At 71.2% G+C, this 20615-nt stretch carries 16 protein-coding genes; 8 read left to right on the top strand and 8 right to left on the bottom strand.

Translation table 11 applies throughout. The annotated features are described in order from the left end of the window. Positions 1–2: 2 nt before the first annotated feature. Positions 3–485: a nucleoside deaminase gene (locus tag HB662_RS23220; protein WP_168053381.1), complete on the bottom strand. Its 483-nt coding sequence runs from the start codon at positions 483–485 to the stop codon at positions 3–5. A 158-nt stretch (positions 486–643) separates the two neighbouring features. On the opposite strand from HB662_RS23220, the gene HB662_RS23215 reads away from it, so the two are divergent. The 5 genes from HB662_RS23215 to HB662_RS23195 all read left to right on the top strand — a co-directional run bounded on the left by HB662_RS23215 (position 644) and on the right by HB662_RS23195 (position 7749). Next, positions 644–1150 carry a hypothetical protein gene (locus tag HB662_RS23215; RefSeq protein ID WP_168053379.1) on the top strand — a complete coding sequence of 169 codons (507 nt, stop codon included), beginning with the start codon at positions 644–646 and terminating at the stop codon, positions 1148–1150. Continuing rightward, positions 1147–2277, top strand: coding sequence for a glycosyltransferase family 61 protein (locus HB662_RS23210; RefSeq protein ID WP_168053377.1), 1131 nt, complete (start codon positions 1147–1149; stop codon positions 2275–2277). Before HB662_RS23215 ends, HB662_RS23210 begins: the two co-directional genes overlap by 4 nt. 45 nt (positions 2278–2322) lie before the next feature. Then, positions 2323–5772 carry a DNA polymerase III subunit alpha gene (dnaE, locus tag HB662_RS23205; RefSeq protein ID WP_168053375.1) on the top strand — a complete coding sequence of 1150 codons (3450 nt, stop codon included), beginning with the start codon at positions 2323–2325 and terminating at the stop codon, positions 5770–5772. Between the two features lie 82 nt (positions 5773–5854). Further along, positions 5855–6589: a hypothetical protein gene (locus HB662_RS23200; RefSeq protein ID WP_168053373.1), complete on the top strand. Its 735-nt coding sequence runs from the start codon at positions 5855–5857 to the stop codon at positions 6587–6589. Next, complete coding sequence (locus HB662_RS23195) at positions 6589–7749, top strand: hypothetical protein (protein WP_168053371.1); 1161 nt, start codon at positions 6589–6591, stop codon at positions 7747–7749. The genes HB662_RS23200 and HB662_RS23195 overlap by 1 nt, the downstream gene beginning before the upstream one ends. A gap of 140 nt (positions 7750–7889) precedes the next feature. Here HB662_RS23195 and HB662_RS23190 read toward each other — a convergent pair whose 3' ends face one another. The 5 genes from HB662_RS23190 to cysQ all read right to left on the bottom strand — a co-directional run bounded on the left by HB662_RS23190 (position 7890) and on the right by cysQ (position 13672). Then, positions 7890–8834 carry an alpha/beta fold hydrolase gene (locus HB662_RS23190; RefSeq protein WP_168053369.1) on the bottom strand — a complete coding sequence of 315 codons (945 nt, stop codon included), beginning with the start codon at positions 8832–8834 and terminating at the stop codon, positions 7890–7892. Positions 8835–8879: 45 nt separating this feature from the next. Continuing rightward, positions 8880–9917 carry a glycosyltransferase family 4 protein gene (locus HB662_RS23185; protein ID WP_168053367.1) on the bottom strand — a complete coding sequence of 346 codons (1038 nt, stop codon included), beginning with the start codon at positions 9915–9917 and terminating at the stop codon, positions 8880–8882. A gap of 5 nt (positions 9918–9922) precedes the next feature. Beyond that, positions 9923–11203, bottom strand: a complete 1281-nt coding sequence (locus HB662_RS23180; RefSeq protein ID WP_168053365.1) for a glycosyltransferase — start codon at positions 11201–11203, stop codon at positions 9923–9925. Next, the gene (locus tag HB662_RS23175) at positions 11196–12719 is read right to left on the bottom strand and encodes a hypothetical protein (protein ID WP_168053363.1); all 1524 of its coding nucleotides are present in this window, start codon (positions 12717–12719) and stop codon (positions 11196–11198) included. Before HB662_RS23175 ends, HB662_RS23180 begins: the two co-directional genes overlap by 8 nt. A gap of 149 nt (positions 12720–12868) precedes the next feature. Further along, the gene (cysQ, locus tag HB662_RS23170; protein ID WP_168053361.1) at positions 12869–13672 is read right to left on the bottom strand and encodes a 3'(2'),5'-bisphosphate nucleotidase CysQ; all 804 of its coding nucleotides are present in this window, start codon (positions 13670–13672) and stop codon (positions 12869–12871) included. Positions 13673–13776: 104 nt separating this feature from the next. On the opposite strand from cysQ, the gene cysN reads away from it, so the two are divergent. The 3 genes from cysN to HB662_RS23155 are packed head-to-tail and all read left to right on the top strand — an operon-like array spanning position 13777 to position 17286. Continuing rightward, positions 13777–15678: a sulfate adenylyltransferase subunit CysN gene (cysN, locus tag HB662_RS23165; RefSeq protein ID WP_168053359.1), complete on the top strand. Its 1902-nt coding sequence runs from the start codon at positions 13777–13779 to the stop codon at positions 15676–15678. Then, positions 15675–16460 carry a sulfotransferase family 2 domain-containing protein gene (locus tag HB662_RS23160; RefSeq protein WP_168053357.1) on the top strand — a complete coding sequence of 262 codons (786 nt, stop codon included), beginning with the start codon at positions 15675–15677 and terminating at the stop codon, positions 16458–16460. Before cysN ends, HB662_RS23160 begins: the two co-directional genes overlap by 4 nt. Before the next feature lie 7 nt (positions 16461–16467). Further along, on the top strand, positions 16468–17286 hold the full coding sequence (locus HB662_RS23155; RefSeq protein ID WP_168053355.1) for a sulfotransferase family protein: 819 nt from the start codon (positions 16468–16470) through the stop codon (positions 17284–17286). Here the strand turns inward: HB662_RS23155 and HB662_RS23150 are convergent. Then, positions 17270–19306 (bottom strand): DUF6212 domain-containing protein, encoded by a 2037-nt coding sequence (locus HB662_RS23150; protein ID WP_168053353.1) that lies wholly within the window; start codon positions 19304–19306, stop codon positions 17270–17272. The two genes, HB662_RS23155 and HB662_RS23150, sit on opposite strands and share 17 nt — an antisense overlap. Continuing rightward, positions 19303–20583 (bottom strand): glycosyltransferase family 4 protein, encoded by a 1281-nt coding sequence (locus tag HB662_RS23145; RefSeq protein ID WP_168053351.1) that lies wholly within the window; start codon positions 20581–20583, stop codon positions 19303–19305. Before HB662_RS23145 ends, HB662_RS23150 begins: the two co-directional genes overlap by 4 nt. Positions 20584–20615 lie beyond the last annotated feature (32 nt).

The following is a 20615-nucleotide window of genomic DNA, read 5'->3' as shown; positions in this document are numbered from 1 at the left end:
GGCTACCAGGCCCCGCGATGCGGAACTTCCGCCTCATCCTCCAGCAGCGGCCCCACCACCTCGACCTGTCGCTGGCCGGCGGCGAAGACCTCGCGGCAAGGCAGGTCCAGGGTCAGGTTCTCGAGGTGCGGGCCGATCAGCGCCTTGAGGCGGCGCTCCGACAGGCCGAACACCACGCGGCCGATGCCGGCCCAGTAGATGGCGCCGGCGCACATGGCGCAGGGCTCGGCGCTGCTGAACAGGGTGGCGGTGGCGCGGGCCTCCGGCGGCAGTTCCCGGCAGGCGCGGGTGGCGATCAGGCGCTCGGCATGGGCGGTGCCGTCGCCATGCGGCCAGCCGGGGGCATGAAAGCCGTTGCCCTGCTCCATCAGCACGCGGCCATGCGAATCGGCCAGCAGCGCGGCGAAGGGGTGCTGGCCGGATTCACGCACCTCGGCCGAGAGTGCGATCGCCCGTCGCAGATTCTTCCCATCAATCTCATCCATAGAAATAGGCCCCCTGGCTGCCGCGGTTCGCGGCACGCATGGTTGAAAATTCGGCCGGTCGTTGATCCGCAGATGTGCATAATCCGTATCACTGGCGGTCTGGTCGCACCGCCCTTGGCGAGCTTGCCCAAGCAAGGAGGTGAAGCCTAGAAGCAGCCATGGATGTCTTCACCTTTGCGGCCGGGATGCGCCTGGCCGAGAACCAGCTTCTGCTGCCTACGCCTGGGATGGACCGCTATTTCGAAGCTGTCTTCGACTTTGACCTTCGGCAGAACGCCCGCTTTTTTGCCGTGGCTGCGTTGGCTCATGCCGCGCTGCACCGCCTGAACCACAAGCGCCACACTTCAGAGATGGCCGCATTGGCGTGTGGTGCCGATGCGGCGCTGGTCTTCGGCAATGCCTTCCGCGGCCTTCACCCTGACCTGTTCTGCGCGATCTGCCGCGATCTGCCCGGCTCCGCGGCCCAGTTGATGCAGTCCGTTCCGCAAAGGCGTCGGCTGGCCGCTGCCCTTTTCACCGATGTACCGCCCGCGGATGTCTGCGGCTTGCCCGGGGTCGAGGGTCCGCTGGTCTTGGTTGCGCTGCTACCCGCCGGGGCACGGCTGACGCAGACTGGGGTGCGGCATTACGATTTGCCCGGCTTCAGCCTCGCCTTGTCGGCATGAGGGTTCCGCCGAAGCTTCACTTCCTCCAGCCGGATCAGCTGAAGCTGGTGTCGGATTGGAAGTACTTGGCTGAGGGCAGTCACCGGCGCTGCCTATTGCTGGAAGCCGTAGCTCGGGATCTGCCGCGTATCCCGAGTTTTCGCCTTGGCCGCCGGCCCGTTCCACGAAGGCCGCTGCGGGTGACGGGCAGCGCGGTCCATCACTCTGTACTGCACAATGCCATGGTCATTGGACGCGGTGTGGTCGCTGATGCGGAAGGCGGGCTGCTGATCGATAGCGTCTCCGGGCTGGGGAAGGGTGCGGACAACAATCTGGCGGCGCACGTCGCGGCCGTCGGTCTGGTGTGGCGTGAGAATGTGCTCTGCACGCCAGCTTGGTGCCGTGGCCCCCCAGTCGCGCATATTCGCGAGCCGCTGTTCCATCTGTTGAACGGGAGGGACCAGAACTACACTCATTTCCTGTTTGAGGTCCTGCCGAAGCTGGCCTTCCGCCAAGCAATGCCGGCCCCGCGCCCTCGGCTGCTCGTCTCGGCGGCGGTTGCCCGAAGCTTCGGCTGGCTTTTCTCGGCTCTTGGCGTTGGCGAGGATGAGATGCTCGTCGCGCCGGAGGCAGGCTGGCTGCGAGTGGACGAGATCCACGTTGCTGGCGAGCCGGGCTGGCAGCATCAGGGCGTGATGAGGGCGTTGCGGGACTTGGTGGCAGGCGAGACGCCGGTCGACCGGGCGCGAATCTATATCCGACGCATCGGCACGAAGGCTTGGGCCCGCCCCTTGCTGAACGAAACGGCGGTGATCGAGAGGCTGGTGGCGCGGGGATTCCGCATCATTGTGCCGGAATCGCTGCCGCGTGAGGAACAGATGGCTGTCATGCGCTCGGCCGATGTCATTGCTGGCGTCTATGGCGGTGGTTTGCTGAACAGCCTGTTCTGCCCTCCCGGTACCAAGGTACTGAGCCTGACATCCACGGGGTACTGGCGCAGTTCCCTCGATTCGGCGGCCAATTCGCTGGATCTTCGTGTGGTGGAAGTAGTGGGCGATTGTTTCCTCGCGCGCCATGACCCGAACAACAGCGCCTTTGTGCTCGACCTCGATGCGCTGGATGCGGCGTGCGATGCGCTCGATCTATAATCAGGCTTGGTGACCGGCCGCGTCGGCGCAGCGAAAGGATCAAGTTTGCCCGCCCCCTTCATCCATCTCCACGCCCATTCCGCCTACTCCCTCAGCGAGGGCGCCATCAAGGCCGAGAAGCTGCCGGCCCTGGCGCGGGCGGCAGGCATGCCGGCGGTGGCGCTGACCGATTCGGGCAATCTGTTCGGCGCGCTGGAATTCTCCCAGGCCTGCACCGGCAAGGGCGTGCAGCCGATCATCGGCTGCCAGCTGTTCCTCGGCCGTAGCGTCACGGATGATGCGGGCCGTGGCGGCGACCCGGCGCGGCACCGGCCGGACCCGATCGTGGCGCTGGCGCGGGATGCGCAGGGGCTGGACAACCTGCAGCGCCTCTCCTCCGCCGGTTTCCTCGGCAGCGACATCTCCGGCATGCCCTGCATCGGGCTGGAGACGCTGGACCGCCACCGTGGCGGGCTGATCCTGCTGACCGGCGGCACCACCGGCCCGCTTGGCCGCCTGCTGGCGGAGGGGCGGCGCGATGCGGCGGCGAAGCTGCTGGCGCAGCTCAAGGACATCTTCGGCCCCGACGACCTGGTGGTGGAACTCCAGCGCCACGGCCTGGCCAGCGAGAAGATGGTGGAGGCCGGGCTGCTGGCGCTGGCCGATGAACAGGCGCTGCCCATCGTCGCCACCAACGATGTGTATTTCGCCGAGGCCAAAATGCATGCCGCGCATGACGCGCTGCTGTGTATCGCCGAAAGCCGGGTGATCGCGGAGCCCGACCGCCGCCGCGTCACCGCCGAGCATTTCTTCAAATCCAGCGAGGCGATGCGCACGCTGTTCGCGGATCTGCCGGAGGCCTGCGACAACACGCTGGCCATCGCGCAGCGCTGCGCCGTGATGGCGGAATCGAAGAAGCCGGAACTTCCCATCTGCCCCAAGGTGATGGAGGGCATGACGGAGGCCGAGACGGTCTTCGCCATGGCGAAATCCGGTCTCGAGGGCCGTCTCGATGTGCTGGGCCTGGATGAGGAAGCCCGCGCGCCCTACCGCGAGCGCCTGGCCTATGAGCTGTCGGTCATCGAGAAGATGGGCTTCTCCGGCTACTTCCTGATCGTTGCGGACTTCATCCAATGGGCGAAGCAGCAGGGCATCCCGGTGGGGCCTGGCCGTGGCTCGGGCGCCGGTTCCGTCGCCGCCTGGGCGCTGCTGATCACGGACCTCGACCCGATGCGCTGGGGCCTGCTGTTCGAGCGCTTCCTGAACCCCGAGCGCGTGTCGATGCCGGACTTCGACATCGATTTCTGCCAGGACCGCCGCGACGAGGTCATCGACTATGTCCGCCGCGAATATGGCGAGGATCGCGTCGCGCAGATCATCACCTTCGGCAAGCTGCAGGCGAAGGCGGCGGTGCGCGACGTCGGCCGCGTCATGGGCCTGCCCTATGGCCAGGTGGACCGCATCGCCAGCCTGATCCCCTTCAACCCGGCCAAGCCGGTGACGCTGGCCCAGGCGATCGAGGGCGAGCCGAAGCTGCAGGAAATGCAGCGCAGCGACGAACAGGTGCACCGCCTGCTGGAAGTGGCGCAGGAACTGGAGGGGCTGTACCGCAACGCCTCCACACACGCCGCCGGCGTGGTGATCGGCCGACGGCCGCTGGTGGATATCGTGCCGCTGTACCGCGACCCGCGCAGCCCGGACCTGATCACCCAGTACTCGATGAAATATGTCGAGCAGGCCAGCCTGGTGAAGTTCGATTTTCTCGGGTTGAAGACGCTCACCGTCCTGCAGCGTGCCGTACAGCTGCTGGCGGGGCAGGGGGTGACGGTGGACCTCGACCGCATCCCGCTGGACGATGCGAAAACCTACGCGATGCTGGCGCGCGGCGATGCGGCGGGCGTGTTCCAGTTCGAAGGCCAGGGCATGCGCGACTGCCTGCGCATGATGCGGCCTGACCGCTTCGAGGATCTGATCGCGGCGGTGTCGCTGTATCGCCCGGGCCCGATGGCGAACATCCCCGCCTATTGCCAGCGCAAGCATGGCGAGCCCTGGGCGGCGCCGCACCCGAAGATGGCGGCGATCGTCAACGAGACCTACGGCATCCTGGTCTACCAGGAGCAGGTCATGCAGATCAGCCAGGAGTTGGCGGGGTATTCGCTCGGCACCGCGGACCTGCTGCGCCGCGCCATGGGCAAGAAGATCCGCTCCGAGATGGAGGCGCAGCGCAAGATCTTCGTCGAGGGCGCGACCAAGAACGGCGTGCCCGATGCGAAGGCCGGCGAGATCTTCGACCTGATGGAGAAGTTCGCGGAATATGGCTTCAACAAGTCGCACGCCGCCGCCTACGCCCTGGTCAGCTACCAGACCGCCTGGCTGAAGGCGAACTACCCTGTCGCCTTCCTCGCCGCCTCGATGTCGCTCGACCTCGGCAACACCGACAAGCTGGCGGGACACATGCAGGAGGCATCGCGCCTAGGCATTCCCGTGCTGCCGCCGGACATCAACCGCAGCGGCGCGGAGTTCAGAATCGAGGCGAAGGAGGACGGCACGCCCGCCATCCGCTTCGCGCTGGCCGCGGTGAAACGCGTTGGCCTGGCCGCGATGAAGGATCTGGTGGCGCAGCGCGATGCCTCCGCGCCCTTCGCTACGCTCTCCGAATTCGCCGGGCGGGTGGACCCCAAGCTGCTGAACAAGATGCAGCTGGAGAACCTCGCCAAGGCCGGCGCCTTCGACAGCCTGGAGCCGAACCGCGCGCGGATGGTGCAGGGCGCCGAGCAGGTGCTGCGCGCCGCCCAGGAAGCCGGCGAGCGCCGCCTGAACCCGACGCGGGACATGTTCGGCGCCGAAACCGCACCGCCGCCACTGCGCCTGCCGGATGTGCTGGATTGGCCGGAGCTGGAGAAGCTGGGCTACGAGGCCGATGCGGTAGGCTTCCACCTCTCGGCGCATCCGCTGGATACCTACAGGCGCGTGCTCGGCAAGCTCGGCGCCGTGCCCTCCTCCCGCATCGCCGAACGGGCGCGCGGCGGGTCCGGGCGGATGAAGCTGGCGGGCACCGTGGTCGCGGTGAAGTCCGGCCGTACCAAGTCTGGCAGCAAGATGGCCTGGGTCCGCTTCAGCGACGCCGAGGGCAGCTTCGAGGTCACCTTCTTCAGCGAGATCCTGGCCCGCGCCGATGGCATGCTGGCCGAGGGCACCGCCCTGCTGGTCACCACCGAGGTGCGGCTGGATGGCGATACCGTGCGGCTGACGGCGCTGGAGCTGGAGCCGCTGGAGCGCGTCGCCCAGGGGATGGGCCAGGGCATCCGCCTGTGGCTCGACCAGACTGCCGCCATCCAGCCGATCCGCATGATGCTGGACCGCGAGGGCAAGGGCCGGGGCGAGGTGCGCGTCGTCTCCGTCACCGGCCCGGGGCAGGAGGTGGAGATCGCACTGCCCGGCCGCTTCAACGTCTCGCCCCGGCTGATGCAGGCGATGAAGGTGGTGCCCGGCGTCGCCGACGTGGCGGAGCTGTAGCCCCCTCGCAGAGTGCGCTGCGGTAGGCTACCAGTATGCCGCCCGCAGGAGGGGGTCTGTTCTGTCGCACGGCCATCATCCCTTGCTCGACCTGTCCCCCGACCGCCGCGCCGCCGCGCTGATCGAGGCCGGACTGCACCAGGCGGAGGCCGCGCGCATGCGGACCCTCGCCGCGCCCTTCCTTGATCGGCTGGATCCCGATGCCCGGCTGTTCGGTGAGCATCTGGTCGAGGAACTCGCCCGCCTTTCCGCACAGGTCGAGGCACTGTCCCAGCTGCGGCAGGCCGATGCGCTGTCCCGCGCCGAACGCATGCGGATCGACCCGCTGCCCTTCATCCCGGCTGCGCGCCGCGATGCCGCCTCCGGTCCCGAAGCGGCGACGGAAGGCGGTCCTGTCGCCTTCGACGTGGCGTCGGAGGATTTCATCGGCTTCGGCTGGTTCCCGGCCGAGATGACCGATGCCGGCGCGCTGCGCTGGTCCGGCGCCGCGCGCTGCGCCACCACGCAACTGCCGGCGCTGGGCGGCGGTGCGCTGCGGATCACCCTCGCGCTCCGCGCGCCCTTCGGCGCGGCGATCGACCTGGCGGAGCATGACATCTTCCTGGATGGGCTGAAGCTGGACCTGTCGGTGTTGTCGCAGGACGGCCCGGTCAGCACCTGCCAGGCGGATGCGGTGCTGCCGGAACTGCCGGCCGGGTCGCGCATCTCCCTGCTGCTGCACGGCGCCCGCTTCACCGACCCCGCCACCGGTCCGCTGCGGGACAGCCGCACGCTGGGCCTCGGCCTCGGCTGGCTGCGGATCGAGCGCGCGGGCTGATGCGCCACGCGCCGCGCATCATCATCACCGGCGACCTGCTGCGGCCGCAGGACAAGCTGTTCAAATCCTCGCAGAACGGCAACATCCTGTGGTTCCACCGGCTGGTCCGCCGTGCCCTGGCCAACGCCACCGGGCTGCCGGTGCAGGCGCTGCTTTGGGATGAACCGGGCATCGCGCCACCAGGTGGCGACATCCTCGCCTTCGATACGCCCGGCTTCTACGCCGCCGCCGGCGCCGCGCCGGATACGGAAGGCTGGGTCGGCCTGTTCGACGCGATGGACCTGCCGCGCGATGCCGCCGCCATGCTGGCCGCATCCTTCGCCGGCGCCGCGGCGGTGGTCGGGTTCGAACTGACGGAGATGCAGAAGCGGCTGCTGACGCTGGCCGGCATCCCCTGGGTCGATGTGAACATCCACCCCTACCGCTTCGGCCCGGACGTGCTGTTCGCGATCCAGACCGACCACCCGGAGATCCTGGCCCGGCTGATGCCGCACCATGCCGAGGACCATGTCTTCGAACCCTGGGCCGACCTGCTGGCCGCGACCGCAGTGAAGATGCCGCCACGGGTCCCGGTGGACCAGCCCTGCCTGCTGGTCGGCCAGACCCAGGTGGACCGGGCGCTGATCAGCGGTGGCAAGCTGCTCGACCTGTCGCATTTCGCCCCGGCGCTGCATGCGGTGCTGGGGCCGGAGGCGCCGGTGCTGTTCAAGCCACACCCCTACAACGCCGATGGCTTCGGCCTGCACCATGTCGGCCTGCGCCTGTCCCGGATCCGGGAGACGCGGGAGAATGCCTATGTGCTGCTGGCGCAGGACGCCATCCGCACCGTGGTCGGCGTGTCCTCCTCCGTGGTGGCGGAGGCGCGCTTCTTCGGCAAGGAGGGCGTGTTCCTCGGCACGCCGCCGATGCGGATCGCACCGCGCCGCGCGGATATCGCCCCCGGGCGGCATGCCAGCGTGGTGGATGCCTGGCTGTCGGCCGATTTCTGGCGCGACCTGCTGGCGCCGGTGGTGGCGGTGACTGCGCATGACGGCCGCCGCCCGGTGTTGCCGCCGAACGCGCTGCGGACATCCCTGCGGCAGTTCTGGGGGTGGGACGAGATCTTCTTCCAGCTGCCCTGGGATTTGGCGCAGGGCCGGGCGCAGGCGCGCGCGGGGTAGGTTTCGCGCTGCCCCCACCCCGACCAGCCTTCGGCGTCGCGGCAGTGCCGCGACCCCCCGTAAATGGGGGAGGGAGCAGAATCCCTCTCCCGTTCACGGGGGAGGGTGGCCGCGCAGCGGCCGGGTGGGGGCTTGCGCCGCTAAACCATCTCCGCCGGCTCCTCCCCCCGGAAGAACGGCAGGAACGCCCCCAGCACCAGGTCCGGCCTCTGTTCCGAAGGGTAATGCCCGGTCGGAATCGCCCAGCCGCGCAGATCGGGCGCCCAGGGCCGCCAGGCTTCCATCACTGCCAGGTGCCGGCCGACATGGCTGTTGCTGCCCCACAGCACCAGTACCGGGCAGGCGATCTGCCGCTTGCCGAATTCGGCGCGGTCCATCTCGTAGTCCAGCGTCACCGTCGCACGGTAATCCTCGCACACCGCATGGATCTGCTCTGGCGTCGTGCAGCGCGCATATTCCGAGAACGCCACCGGGTCGAAGATCGAGAGCCCGACGCCCTTCTTGTTCAGCTTGTAGTTGATGTAATAGTCCAGGTCGGCGCAGAGCAGCTTCTCGGGGAAGGGCGCTTTCTGCGCCATGAAGAACCAGTGGTAGCTCTCCAGCCCCCAGCCGAGGGTGATGTTCGACAGCAGGTGCCAGGTCGGCACGATGTCCAGCGAGGCGAGCTGGGTCACGCTGTCCGGGTGGTCCAGCGCCATGCGGAAGGCGACGCGCGCGCCGCGGTCATGCCCCGCCACGCCGAAGCGGCTGAAGCCGAGCTCGCGCATCACCTCCACCCCATCCAGCGCCATGGCGCGGAAGCTGTAGGCGGCGTGGTCGTCGCCACCGGGCGGCTTGCTGCTGTCGCCATAGCCGCGCAGGTCGATGGCGACCACGGTGAAGCGGCGGGCGAGCTCCGGCGCTACGCGGTGCCAGCTCACATGGGTCAGCGGGTTGCCGTGCAGCAGCAGCAAAGGCGGGCCGGAACCGCCGATGGCCGTCATGATCTCGGCGCCGGATGTGCGGATGCGCTGGTGGCGGAAGCCGGGCAGCAGGCTGGCCGCCGCTTCACTGGGCGGCTGCGATACCGACGTGTCATGGGACATGGGTGGGTTCCTCCGCCGGCAGGGTTCGCCGGCGGGGCGCTTCGGTCAAGCCTCGGACAGCAGGCGGATGACCTCATCGGCGCAGGCCTCGATCGCCTTGGTGCCGTGGTTGCGCTGCACATGGCGCCGCGCCGCGCGGCCCATGCGAAGCCGCAGCGCGTCATCCGCCAGCAGCAGCTCCACCGCATGCGGCAGCCCGGCCTCGGACACCAGCATGCCGGCTGCGGGCGGGATGCCGCCGGTGACGGTTTCATGCAGGGCGATCACCGGAAGGCCGCAGGCCATGCCTTCCACCGTCGCGCGCGGCAGGCCATCCATGGTCGAGGGATGCACCATGATCCGGGCCTGGCGCAGCAGAGCGAAGACCTGCGGATGGGGAAGGCGACCGGGCAGGCTCAGGCGCGGATTGCCCGCATGCTCACGCTTGATCGGCGGCAGCAACGGCCCGGCGCCGATGCACAGCACGCGGTGACGGTCCGTGAAGGGCAGCAGCGCGGCCTGGTTCTTCCGCTTGTCGAAGGCGCCGACATTGACGATGTCATGCAGGGCTTCCGCCTTCGGCACCGGCCGGCCCGGCCCGATCGCCTCGAGGTCGATGTATTTCGGCAGCACGAGCCCACGCTTGGCCTTGAACAGCTCAGGGAAGTGCTGCTGCATCTGCTCGTTGTATTCGCCCAGCACCAGCGCGGCGCGCGGCACCAGCGGGTCCTTCACGCCGCCGCCGATCACCAGGCCGATCCGCGTGCTGGCCGGAAGCACCGCCTGCACATCGGCATTCACGGCATAGCCCAGGCCCTTGTACAGCACGGCGTCCGGCGCGAAGGCGGCCATTTCCGCGCGCAGCGTGGCGGAGGTCTGGCGGTGCGGGATATCGTCCGGATTGTCCGCCGTGCAGAACACACCAGGCACGCTGCCATCCAGCAGCATCTCACGCTCCGTCTGCGGTCCCGGATGCATGCGGAACATCCGCGCATCGATGCCGCGCGCCCGCATGGCGCGCGCCAGGATCATGTCGCGCGTGGCACCGCCCATGGCGCGGCTGGCGTGCGACATCAGGATGGCGACACGTTCCAGACCAGGCATGCTTGTCACTCCGCCGCGCGCCCGCTGTCGCGCGGCGCATAGGCGGCGTCCAGCGCCGCCAGAAATTCGTCACGCCCGATCACGTCCCGCACGCTGGCGCCGTACTGCGCGCGCAGGGCCGGGTCGGCAGCCTCGGTCATCACGCGCGCCAGGTCCACCGGCGCGGCGCGCTTGAAGTGCAGGCCATCCACCCCGCGCAGCACCTTCTCCGCCATGCCGCCGATGTCGGAGACGATCAGCGGCGTGCCGGCGCGGCGGGATTCCTGGATCACCACGGGCGAGTTCTCCCACCAGACGCTGGGCACCACGACCCAGCCGACGGATCGCATCAGCTCCACCGCATCCAGCGGATCGTAACGGCCGGCGAAGGTCAGGCTGGGGCCGGCCGCCTCCACCATCGGCTCCAGCGTCGGGAACAGCCGAAGCACATCCTCCCGCTCCGCGCCGAAGACGGTCAGCACGATATCCGGGTTGCCGCGCAGCGCCATGGGCAGCGCGCGCAGCAGCACGTCCAGGCCCTTGAAGGAGGTCGGCTGGCCGAAGAAGCCGAAGCGGTGCGCCATGGCCCCGGGGTCGGCCGGTTCGCGCGGCAGTGCCAGGATGGCGTCCCCCAGGTAGTTCTCCAGCACCGGGTCGCGCGGCCCGGTCAGGCCCCAGTCGCGGTAGCGGCCGCGGATGAACTCGCTCGGGTGCAGGATGCTGTCGAAGCGCGACAGCACCGAGATCAGCGTGGCCTTGCGATAGGCGAAGCGTTCCAGAGTCTGGTCGGGGAAGCAGGCCAGGCAGCGCAGCGGCGATTCGCGCCGGCACAATTCGCGCGACCGGGTCTTCACCATTTGGCCGTGATGCAGGCAGATCGCCAGCATCTCATGGATCGTCATGACGAAGCGCGCATCCGGCCGCGCCTGCATCAGCGCGTCGATCAGGTCGGTGCCGAGCCGCCAGTAATGGTGGAAGTGGTAGACCTCGCAATCCAGCGCCGCGAGGAAATCCACCAGCACGCCGCGCTGGAAGCCATCCTCCCAGGCCAGCCGGTCCTCCGCCATGCCGGCGAAGGAGAATACGTATTCCTGCGGCCCGAACGGCATCACCGTCTCGATCTGGCGGCCTTCGGCGTATTGCGTGCCGATCTCGCTGGCGCCGACGAACACCACGTCGCGGCCGGCATCGCGCATCGTCTCGAACTGCCGGTAGGCCGCCAGCTCGCCGCCGCCCTTGGAGAATTCGGGGTGCGAATGGGCGATGATGCAGACCCTGCCGCCGCGCGCCATCTGTGCCTCAGCCATTTGCGGCGGTCCCCGCCATGCCGATGCACCACAGCCGCGCCAGGTGGTCGTTCACCACCTCCGCCGCATGCGGGCTGCTCCAGCCGCGCTGCACCGGCATGAAGGCCGGCTCGCCCTGCCTGGTGCGATGCAGGCGCAGCAGGCGCGCCAGGCTGTCGGCCAGCGCCGGTTCGCAGCCGGCGGCGGCGTGCAGCGCCAGCAGCCGCGCGAGATCAGCGGCGCCGAGCGGATGGGAGAACGCGTCCGCCGGGCGACCGGCGGCCACGAAAGCGGCGAATCGCGGCGCCTCCACGGCCAGCACGCCGGCGCGGCCAGCCGCATCCCGCAACGCCTGCACGGCCGCCGCGCCGACGGCCACCGGGATGCGGCCACGCCGGATGAAGGGCTGCGCTACCGCCTCCGCCGCGTCGCCCATCACCAGCAGCCGGTCGCAGCGGCCTTCGAATTCCGGCGCGGTCACCTGGAACAGCCGTGCCGCCAGCGGGTCGTCCGCACCCAGGATCAGGCCGAGGCGCGGCAGCCGCCCGGCGGCATCCGGCGCGGCGCGCTGGGCCGCCAGCATCGCCAGCGAGGGCGCCAGGAAGCCCTCCCGGCGCGCCACGACCAGCCGCAGCAGGTCGAGCGCCGCGGCGCCGGAGGCATCGGTCGGCTCGGCGAAGGGCGTGGTGCGGCAGATCGCATCCAGCATGTCCGGCACCGTCGCGGCGCGGGGCCGGCAGCGCAGCCAGCGGGTGAGGTCGGGCCTCGGCTGCAGCTGCAGGACCAGGTCGAGCGTCGAGAGCCGGTCGAGCCAGGCCGGGTCGATGCGGCCATGGCCGACCAGCGCCTGCGGCAGCGCCACCACATGCCAATCCAGCAGAGGCAGCGCCACCGCCTCGCCCCGCCCGGAGGCATCCGGCTGCAGGCCGAGCGGCAGCGCCTCCAGCCGAGCCTCGGGCGGGAAGGGGGTGCTGCCGCGCACCACCACCATCACCTCCCCGGCCAGCGAGGTCAGGGTCTCGGCTTCCTCGATCTCCGGCAGATTCTCGACGATGCGGCCGCGCACCGTGCCCAGCCCGCCGAGCCAGTCCGCGAAGACGCCGAAGGGGCGCTGCGGCCAGGCCAGCAGCGGTTGCAGGGCGGGGTCGGCGGCGCAGTCGGACAGCAGCGCGAAACCGGCCGCCGCTGGCCAGGCCGCCAGGACCCGCGCCAGCGCGGCCTCGCCCGGACCCTCGGCGGCGATGGCGACGCGGGCCTCGCCCGATTGCAGCACCAGCCGCGTATCGACCGGCAGCTGGCGCACCAGCAGCGTGAAGTTGCGGGCCGGCTGCGCGGTGTCGTTCGGCTTCGGCCCGGCGCCTGGGTGGAAGCGGATCTGCGCGATCGGGCAGGGCTGGCCGTCGGGCGCCTCCAGCCACAGTGTGGCCTCCGCATCGGCCGGCGCCCGCGCGGAGCCGACCAGCAGGCGCCCGCCATCGCGCAGCGCGACAACGCAATCCAGCCCGAGTTGCAATTCGTCCCCAACCGGGCCAACCACGCGAGACCCTCCTGCCGGCGATGCGCCACCCTGCGCACGCCTGGCGCCACATGCGATGCGCTGCCGTCAAACGGGCTTCGGCGGCTTGTGTCAACCGCAGCCGGGCGAAACCATGGGCAACAGCGGAGGCTTTCGCCGGCCGCGCGCCTTCAGGCGGAGACCGGGCCGGCCGCGCCCCAGGCGATGAAAGGTCCGTTGCGGAAGCCCTCCGCCGCCTTGCCGTAGCGGAAGGCCGCGCCCTCCGGCGTCTCCACCCGCCCGCCGGCGGCTTCCAGCACCGCCTGGCCGGCCGCGGTGTCCCATTCCATGGTCGGGCCGAAGCGCGGATAGACATCCGCCACCCCTTCCGCCAGCAGGCAGAATTTCAACGAGGACCCGATGGCGCGATGCTCGCCGACCGGCAGCCGCGCCAGGAACGCCTCCGTCTCGGCATCCAGATGCGACCGGCTGGCCACCGCCGTCCAATCCGCCGCCGGGCGCGGCCTGGCGCGAATCGGCCGCCATTCGGCACGGCGCGGATCGGCACCGGGCGCCAGCGCCGCCATCTCCGCCCCGAGCCCGGCCGCGCCGCGCCAGATGCGGCCGAGTGCCGGCGCATAGACCACGCCGCAGACCGGCTGGCCTGCCTCGATGAGGGCGATGTTCACGGTGAACTCGCCGGACGGGCCGAGGAATTCCCGCGTGCCGTCCAGCGGGTCCACCAGGATGAAGCTGGCGCCCTTCGGCGGTGCCACCCGCGCCGCATCTTCCTCGGACACCACGGCGATGCCCGGCGCCGCGGCGGGCAGGGCGGCGGCGATCACCGCTTCCGCCGCCAGGTCGGCCTCCGTCAGGGGCGAGCCATCCGCCTTGGCGGTCACGTCATGCGGCCGGGCGCGGACCTCGACGATGCGCGCGCCGGCCTCGGCGGCGATGGCGGCGAAGCGCGCCAGAAGGGTGCCGTGGTCGGTCATGGCTCGTTGAGTCCCAAGGCTCGTTGCACATCTTGCCGCGCCGAGGGTGGTCATGGGATAGCCGAAAGGGCAAGCAGGGCGTGCAGGAGCCGTACGGGACCGAAATGGACAGCCACCGCCACGCCGCCATGCCTGATCAGCGTGGACCCGACCAGCGGGGCCTGCTGCGCTTTCTCACCTGCGGCTCCGTCGATGACGGCAAGTCCAGCCTGATCGGCCGTCTGCTGTTCGACAGCCGGCTGATCATGGAGGACACGCTGGCGGCGATCGCCAAGGACAGCCGCAAGCATGGTACGGTGGGGGAGGAAATCGACCTCGCCTTGCTGGTGGACGGGCTGGAGGCGGAGCGCCAGCAGGGCATTACCATCGATGTCGCCTACCGCTTCTTCGCCACGCCGCGCCGCAGCTTCATCGTGGCCGATACGCCGGGGCATGAGCAGTACACCCGCAACATGGCGACCGGTGCCTCCAACTCCGACCTCGCCGTCATCCTGTGCGATGCCCGTCGCGGCGTGCTGACGCAGACCAGGCGCCACGCCTATATCTGCTCCCTGCTCGGCATCCGGCATGTTGTCCTGGCGGTGAACAAGATCGACCTGGTGGGGTTCGACGAGGCGGTGTTCGACCGCATTACCGGCGATTTCACCCGCTTCGCCGCGGGGCTCGGCTTCCATTCGATGCTGCCGGTGCCGGTCTCCGCGCGCTTCGGCGACAATGTCTCAAGCGCGTCCGGCAATATGCCGTGGTATCGCGGCCCGACGCTGGTCTCCCACCTTGAACAGGTGGAGCCGGAGGCCGAGGCGGCGACGCGGCCGTTCCGCTTCCCCGTGCAATGGGTGAACCGGCCGAACCAGGATTTCCGGGGCTTCTCCGGCACAGTCGCCTCCGGCCGCGTCGCGACCGGAGATGCGCTGGTGGTCGCTGCCTCCGGCAAGGCCAGCACCGTGGCGCGCATCCTCGGCCCGGATGGCGAGCAGACGGCGGCGGTGGCCGGGGATGCCGTCACCATCTGCCTGGCGGATGAGGTGGATGTGGCGCGCGGCGACGTACTCGCCCCGCCCGCCGACCGCCCCACGGTGACGGACCAGTTCGCCGCCCATGTCCTGTGGATGGACGAGGAACCGCTGCTGCCCGGGCGGCAATACCTGATGCGCGCGGGCAATCTGTGGACGCCCGTCTCCATCACCTCGATCCGCCACCGGGTGGATGTGAACACGCTGGAGCACCAGCCGGCGCGGCGGCTGGAACTGAACGAGATCGGCTTCTGCAACCTGTCCGCGGCGCAGCGCCTGCCGCTCGACCCCTATGCGGAGAACCGGCAGACCGGCGCCTTCGTGCTGGTGGACCGCTTCAGCAACCGCACCGCCGGCGCCGGCATGGTCGCCTTCAGCCTGCGCCGCGCCACCAACATCCACACCGAGGAATTCCTGGTGGACAAGGCCGCGCGCGCGGCGCTGGACCACCAGAAGCCGCTGGCGATCTGGTTCACCGGCCTGTCCGGCTCCGGCAAATCCACCATCGCCAAGCTGGTGGAACAGGCGCTGCACGCGGAAGGGCGCCATACCTACACGCTGGACGGCGACAATCTGCGTCACGGGCTGAACCGCGACCTCGGCTTCACCGATGCCGACCGTGTCGAGAACATCCGCCGGGTGGGGGAGGTGGCGAAGCTGTTCGTCGATGCCGGGCTGATCGTGCTGTGCTCCTTCATCTCGCCGTTCCGCGCCGAACGCGAGATGGTGCGGGAGATGATGGGCGAGGGCGAGTTCATCGAGGTGTTCGTCGACACGCCGATCGAGGATTGCATCCGGCGCGACCCCAAGGGCCTCTATGCCCGCGCGATCGAGGGCACCATCCGCAACTTCACCGGCATCAGCAGCCCCTATGAGGCGCCGGAGCATCCCGAATTGCGGATCGAGACGCAGGGCCAGACGCCGACCGAGGCGGCGGCGCGCGTGCTTACGCATGTGCGCGCCGTGCTGGGCGGCGTCCCGGGCGGCGCATGATGCGGGCGCTGTTCGAAGGGCGGATCGCGGATTTCCTGCGCGACGCCGCGCTGGGCGAGGCGCCCTGCATCTTCGTGCATGTCCCGAAGACCGCCGGCACCTCGCTGCGTGCCGAATTGGCCGCCATCCTGCCGCCCGACATCAACATCCATGTGGACTACACGGACACCTCGCGCAGCTTCAGCGACCGTCTGGACGATGCGGTGGCGCGCTTCCTGGAACAGGCTGGGCCGCGCGGCATCCGCTTCGCCTCCGGCCACATCGTCGGACGCCACATCACGCGCATCGCCGCGCAGATGCCCCGGGCGCGCTTCATCACCATGCTGCGCGACCCCGTGGCGCGCGTGGTCTCCGACTACCGCCACCAGCGGTCGCCTCGCCATCCGGGCCACGCCGCCTTCAGCCGGCGCGTGCCCAGCCTCGCGGCCTATCTCGAAGCGCGGGGCGAGATGGACAAGGCGGCGCAGCACCTGCTGCCGCGGGAGATCCTGGCAACGCGCGATGCCGGCGCCTGCATCGAGCATGTGACGCGCCACTTCGCCTTCGTCGGCATCCAGGAGATGTACGACCTGTCCTTCCGCACCCTCACCGCGCTCGCCGGCCGCCAGCAAGCGCCGCATCTGCGCGCCAACGTCAACACGGATGAGGATGGCGGGGCGGAGGTGGACGCGGCGATGGCTGAGCGCATCCGTGCGCTGAACCCGCTGGACTGCGCGCTGTACACGCATTTCGCGGAGGGTCTGCGGCGGGCCGAGCCGGCGCTGCGCGCGGCGCTGGCCTGAACCGGGCATGCCGCCGCTGCGCGCCTTCTTCGATGGCGATTTCGAGGCCTGGCTCGCCGCCCTGCAGCCGGCGCCGCCGCTCTGGCTTTTCGTGCATGTGCCGAAGACCGCCGGGTCGTCGCTGACAGCCGACATCGCAACCGGCCTGCAGCCCTATCGCAGCCTGCACATCGACCATCTCGACCGCAGCCGCCCCGCCTTGCAGCGCTACGACACGGCGGTGGAACAGGCGCTGGCGGCGTGGCGGGAAACGCCCTTCCGCTTCGCCTCCGGCCATGTGCAGCAGCGTCATGTCGCGCGCATCGTCCAGGGCGTGCCGGGCACGCGGCTGTTCACCATGCTGCGCGAACCGGCCGCGCGGCTGGTCTCGGACTACCTGTACCAACGCTCCCCGATGCACCCGCTGGCGGAGGAGGTGCGCCGGCGCGTGCCGGATTTCGACGCCTTCCTGGACCTGCCCGGCCAGCGCAACCGGACAGCGCGGCATCTGGTGCCGAAGCCGGTGCTGGATGCGGGCGATGCCGGCGCGGCGATCGCGCATGTCGAGGCGAATTTCGCCTTCCTCGGCCTGCAGGAACGCTACCTGCCGAGCTTCCGCGCGCTGACCCGGATGCTCGGCCAGTCGCGGGCGCCAGCGGCCCGGCTGCGGGTGAACGCCGCGGCTGCCGCGGAACGGGAGGAGATCGCGGCACGCCTCGCCGACCCGGCGCTGGCGGCGCGAATCGCCGCGACCAATGCGCTCGACCTGGCGCTGTACCGCCACTTCGCGGCGCGGTGGGATGCCGTCGCCGCGCGGCTGGAGGCCTGGCTCAGCCCGGACCAGTAGCAGTGACGCGGGTGGGGCCGAGCCGTGCCGCATCCACCGCCGCCACCAGGGCACGGCCGCGATCGGCCCAGGCCTCCTGTTCCTCCGCCGGCAGCCCGGCGACGCGCGCGGCGCGGCGGACAAGGGAGGGCAGCAGTTCCAGCAGCGCCGCCAGCATGGCGCGGTCCTGCGCGGAGGTGAGCCGCGCGAGCGCCGTCGCCGCGGCCTCCGTCTCCAGCCGCCAATAGGGGCCGAACTGGTCGCTGCCGCCCTGCGGCCAGGCCTCGAACATCTGCGGCCAGCCCTTGATGCGCCGGAATTCCAGCCCGATCGTGCCACGGCGGTCGAACAGCTTCAGCCGCACCTCCCGCCACACGCCGCTGGCCGAGACCAGTCCGCTCAGGCCGAGCTCGATGTGCCGGTAGCTGCCATCCGCATTGACGCTGTGCTGGTGCAGCTTGATGTCCTGGAAATCCGCCCCGCCGGGCGCCATCTCGCTCCCCGCGGCGGGCGTCGGGGCGGCCAGCGTCATCGGCGTGGTGGCGGGCGCCGGGGCGGGCGCCGGGGCGCCGGCCTCGCCACCGGCCAGCGGCGGCGGCGGCGCGGCGGGCTGCGGCGCCGGACCCGGCAGGCCGGCAGCCGGCAAGGCCTCGCCCCGAGACAATTCCGGCCGGGACGATTCCGGCTCCTGTTCCGTTGCCGCGGGCACGAAGGCGGGCAGGGGCACCTGAAGCTGCGGCGCGGAGGCTGCCATGTGGGGCACGATGCGCGCCTGCGGCGGCACCCGCCGCGTCACCCCGGCCGCGCCGGCCATCAGCGCCAGCATCGCCACCTCCACCGTCACCGCGGCGGCGCCCCGGTTGCGGAACGCCAGGCCCAGACGCACCGCGCCGCCGAGCCCGGCCGGCAGCGGCAGGGCGATGCGGAGCGCCCCGCCGGGGTCGGGAATGCGCCAGCCACTGTCCCGCGCCGGCCCGGCTTCCGGCCCCGCCTGCAAGGCCACCTGCAGCCCCGCCGGCTCACCCAGCCGGCAATGCAGCTCGGCCAGCGCCAGGTCGGCCGCACCGGGCGGCAGGGTCGGCAGGTCCAGCCGTGCCTCGGCGCCGGGCGGGATCTCCAGCATCATCCGCGGTGCCTCCGCCCCGGCGGCGGCGAAGCTTGCCTCGGCACCATCCACCCGGGCGGCGTCCCAGGCCTGCCGCGGCACCGGCAGCGCCAGGCCGGGGCGCGGCGCGGCCACGCCACAGGCCGCCCAGTCGAACTGCCAGGGCAGCACCAGGTGGTGCGGCTCCGCCGTCTCGGCCCGCAGCGCCAGGGGCGCGGCGGGGCCGGTGCCGGCGCTGGAAAGCACCAGCACCTCGCCGGAAGCGAGCTCCACGCCCACCTCCAGCACCGCCTCCGCTGCGCCGGGCGAGGCCGGCTCCGGCAGGTCCAGCTGGAGCCAGCCGGCGGTGACCAGATCGCCGGGCAGGGTCCAGGCGCCGAGCACCCGCCCGGCCGCCAGCAGGCGCACGCGCAGCAGGCTGGCGGCGGTGGCGCGGGCGGCGGCGACATGCAGCGCGATGCCGCACAACCCCTCCGCCGGCCGGCCGAGATGCTGCGTCACCTGCTCGGGTGGCGCATTGGCGGTGGCCAGCGGCGGCAGGTCGATCACCAGGCTGCGCATGGCCGGCGGACGGCTGCCGGGCTGGCCCTGCAGCGCGATCCGCGCCGCCTGCGCCGCGGCCAGGGCCTGCAGCGCCAGGTCGAGCAGCGCCGGCAGCGGGTCGGGGCCGAGGATCTGCGGCACCCCCTGCGGCAGCCCGGCCGCCAGGGCGGCGGCGGCGGCGGCATCCGGTGCCAGCAGCGCCAGCGGCGCCAGGCCGGGCGGGAACGACTCAGCCGGGCCATCCGCCGCGCCGCGCCGCAGCACCCCCTGCACCGGCCGCAGCACCACCAGCGGCAGCGTATCGAGCCCCTTCATGCCGGCGGCTGCCACCACGGCAGGCTCCCCGGCCGCCAGGGCGGCACGTTCAGCGGCGCCGATCAGGAACTCGGTCATGCAGGCGTCTCCGGTTCGGTAGCCAGATTCGGGGCCAGGCTGGCGGCGCGGGACGGAGCCAGCGCATGGCGGGCGCCGGCGGCCCGCAGCAGGCCGAGCCATTCGGGCAGGATGCGGTCCCAGGACCGGCGGGCGGCCTCCGCCCTGGCCCGGCCGGCCAGCGCCGCGGCGCCCTCGGGGTCCGCCAGCAAGGCGCGCAGCACGGCGCCGAATGCCGCCTGGTCCGGCGTCTTCACCAGCCGCGCAAGGTCTGACGCGGCCTCGCCCAGGCCCTCCAGCGCCGCTTCCGTCGCCACCACGGGGCAGCCCGCCGCCGCGGCTTCGAGAAACACCAGCGGCAGGCCTTCCAGCACGGATGGCAGCACCAGCGCATCCGCCGCCAAGTACCAGGCGGCGGGATCGGCCAGGTGGCCGAGCAGCCGCAGCCGGCAGGCCGGGTCCGCCGCCGCACTGCGATCCAGCTCCGCCCGCAGCGGGCCGGCGCCGGCGCAGGCCAAAGTCATGCCCGCCGCCGCGGCGATGGCAGGCAGATGCTGCGCGCCCTTGGTCTTCTCCAGCCGCCCGACGAACAGCAGCAGCGGCGCATCGGCATGCAGCCCGAGCGCGTTGCGCAGTGCCACGCGCAGCAAGGCGCGGTCGGCCAGGGGCGGCGGCGGGGCCGGGTTGTCCACCTGCGCGACGGCGCCCTCCGGCAGCCCGAAGAATCGCGCGGCGCGGCGCGCACCAGGCGGCGAGACGGCGCACCACGCGGCGCCCGCTGCCCGCAGCCCGGGCAGTGCCTCGGCGATACTGCCCGGCTCAGCCTCCGGCGCCAGATGCACCACCACCAGCCGGGGCAGGTCCGCGGCGGCGCGCAGCAGGCCAAGCCCCGCATTGGGCCAGGGCAGGGGGATCAGCAGGATGTCCGGTGCCAGCGCGGCGATCGCCGCCCGTGCTGCATCCTCCTGCGCCGCGATCTCATCCGTGGAAGGCGCGCGGCCGCTCCAGCCGATGGCGGCGGGATGCAGGCGCGGCGCGGCCGATCCCGGGGGCAATCCCGTGGGCATTGCGGCGGCCAGCGCCGGCAGCAGGGCGGGCTCCGCCGCCAGGGTGACGCGCAGGCCCGGCTGGTTCGCCAGCCGGGCGGCAAGCTGCGCCGTATGCCCCTCCGTGCCACCGAAGCCGGAGGAGGGCAGCAGGATCAGCAGATGGCCGAGCCGCCCGGGCACGCCCGCGCCGGGCAGGATGCCGGGCGGATCGGTCCGGGGGCCGGCGGCCTGTTCCGGCGCGCGGCTCATCTGCTCTGGTCCTGGCATGTTGTCACCGTGGC

The organism is Falsiroseomonas frigidaquae, from assembly GCF_012163145.1.
Lineage (GTDB): Bacteria > Pseudomonadota > Alphaproteobacteria > Acetobacterales > Acetobacteraceae > Falsiroseomonas > Falsiroseomonas frigidaquae.
This window is presented reverse-complemented; position numbering and strand designations above follow the sequence as displayed.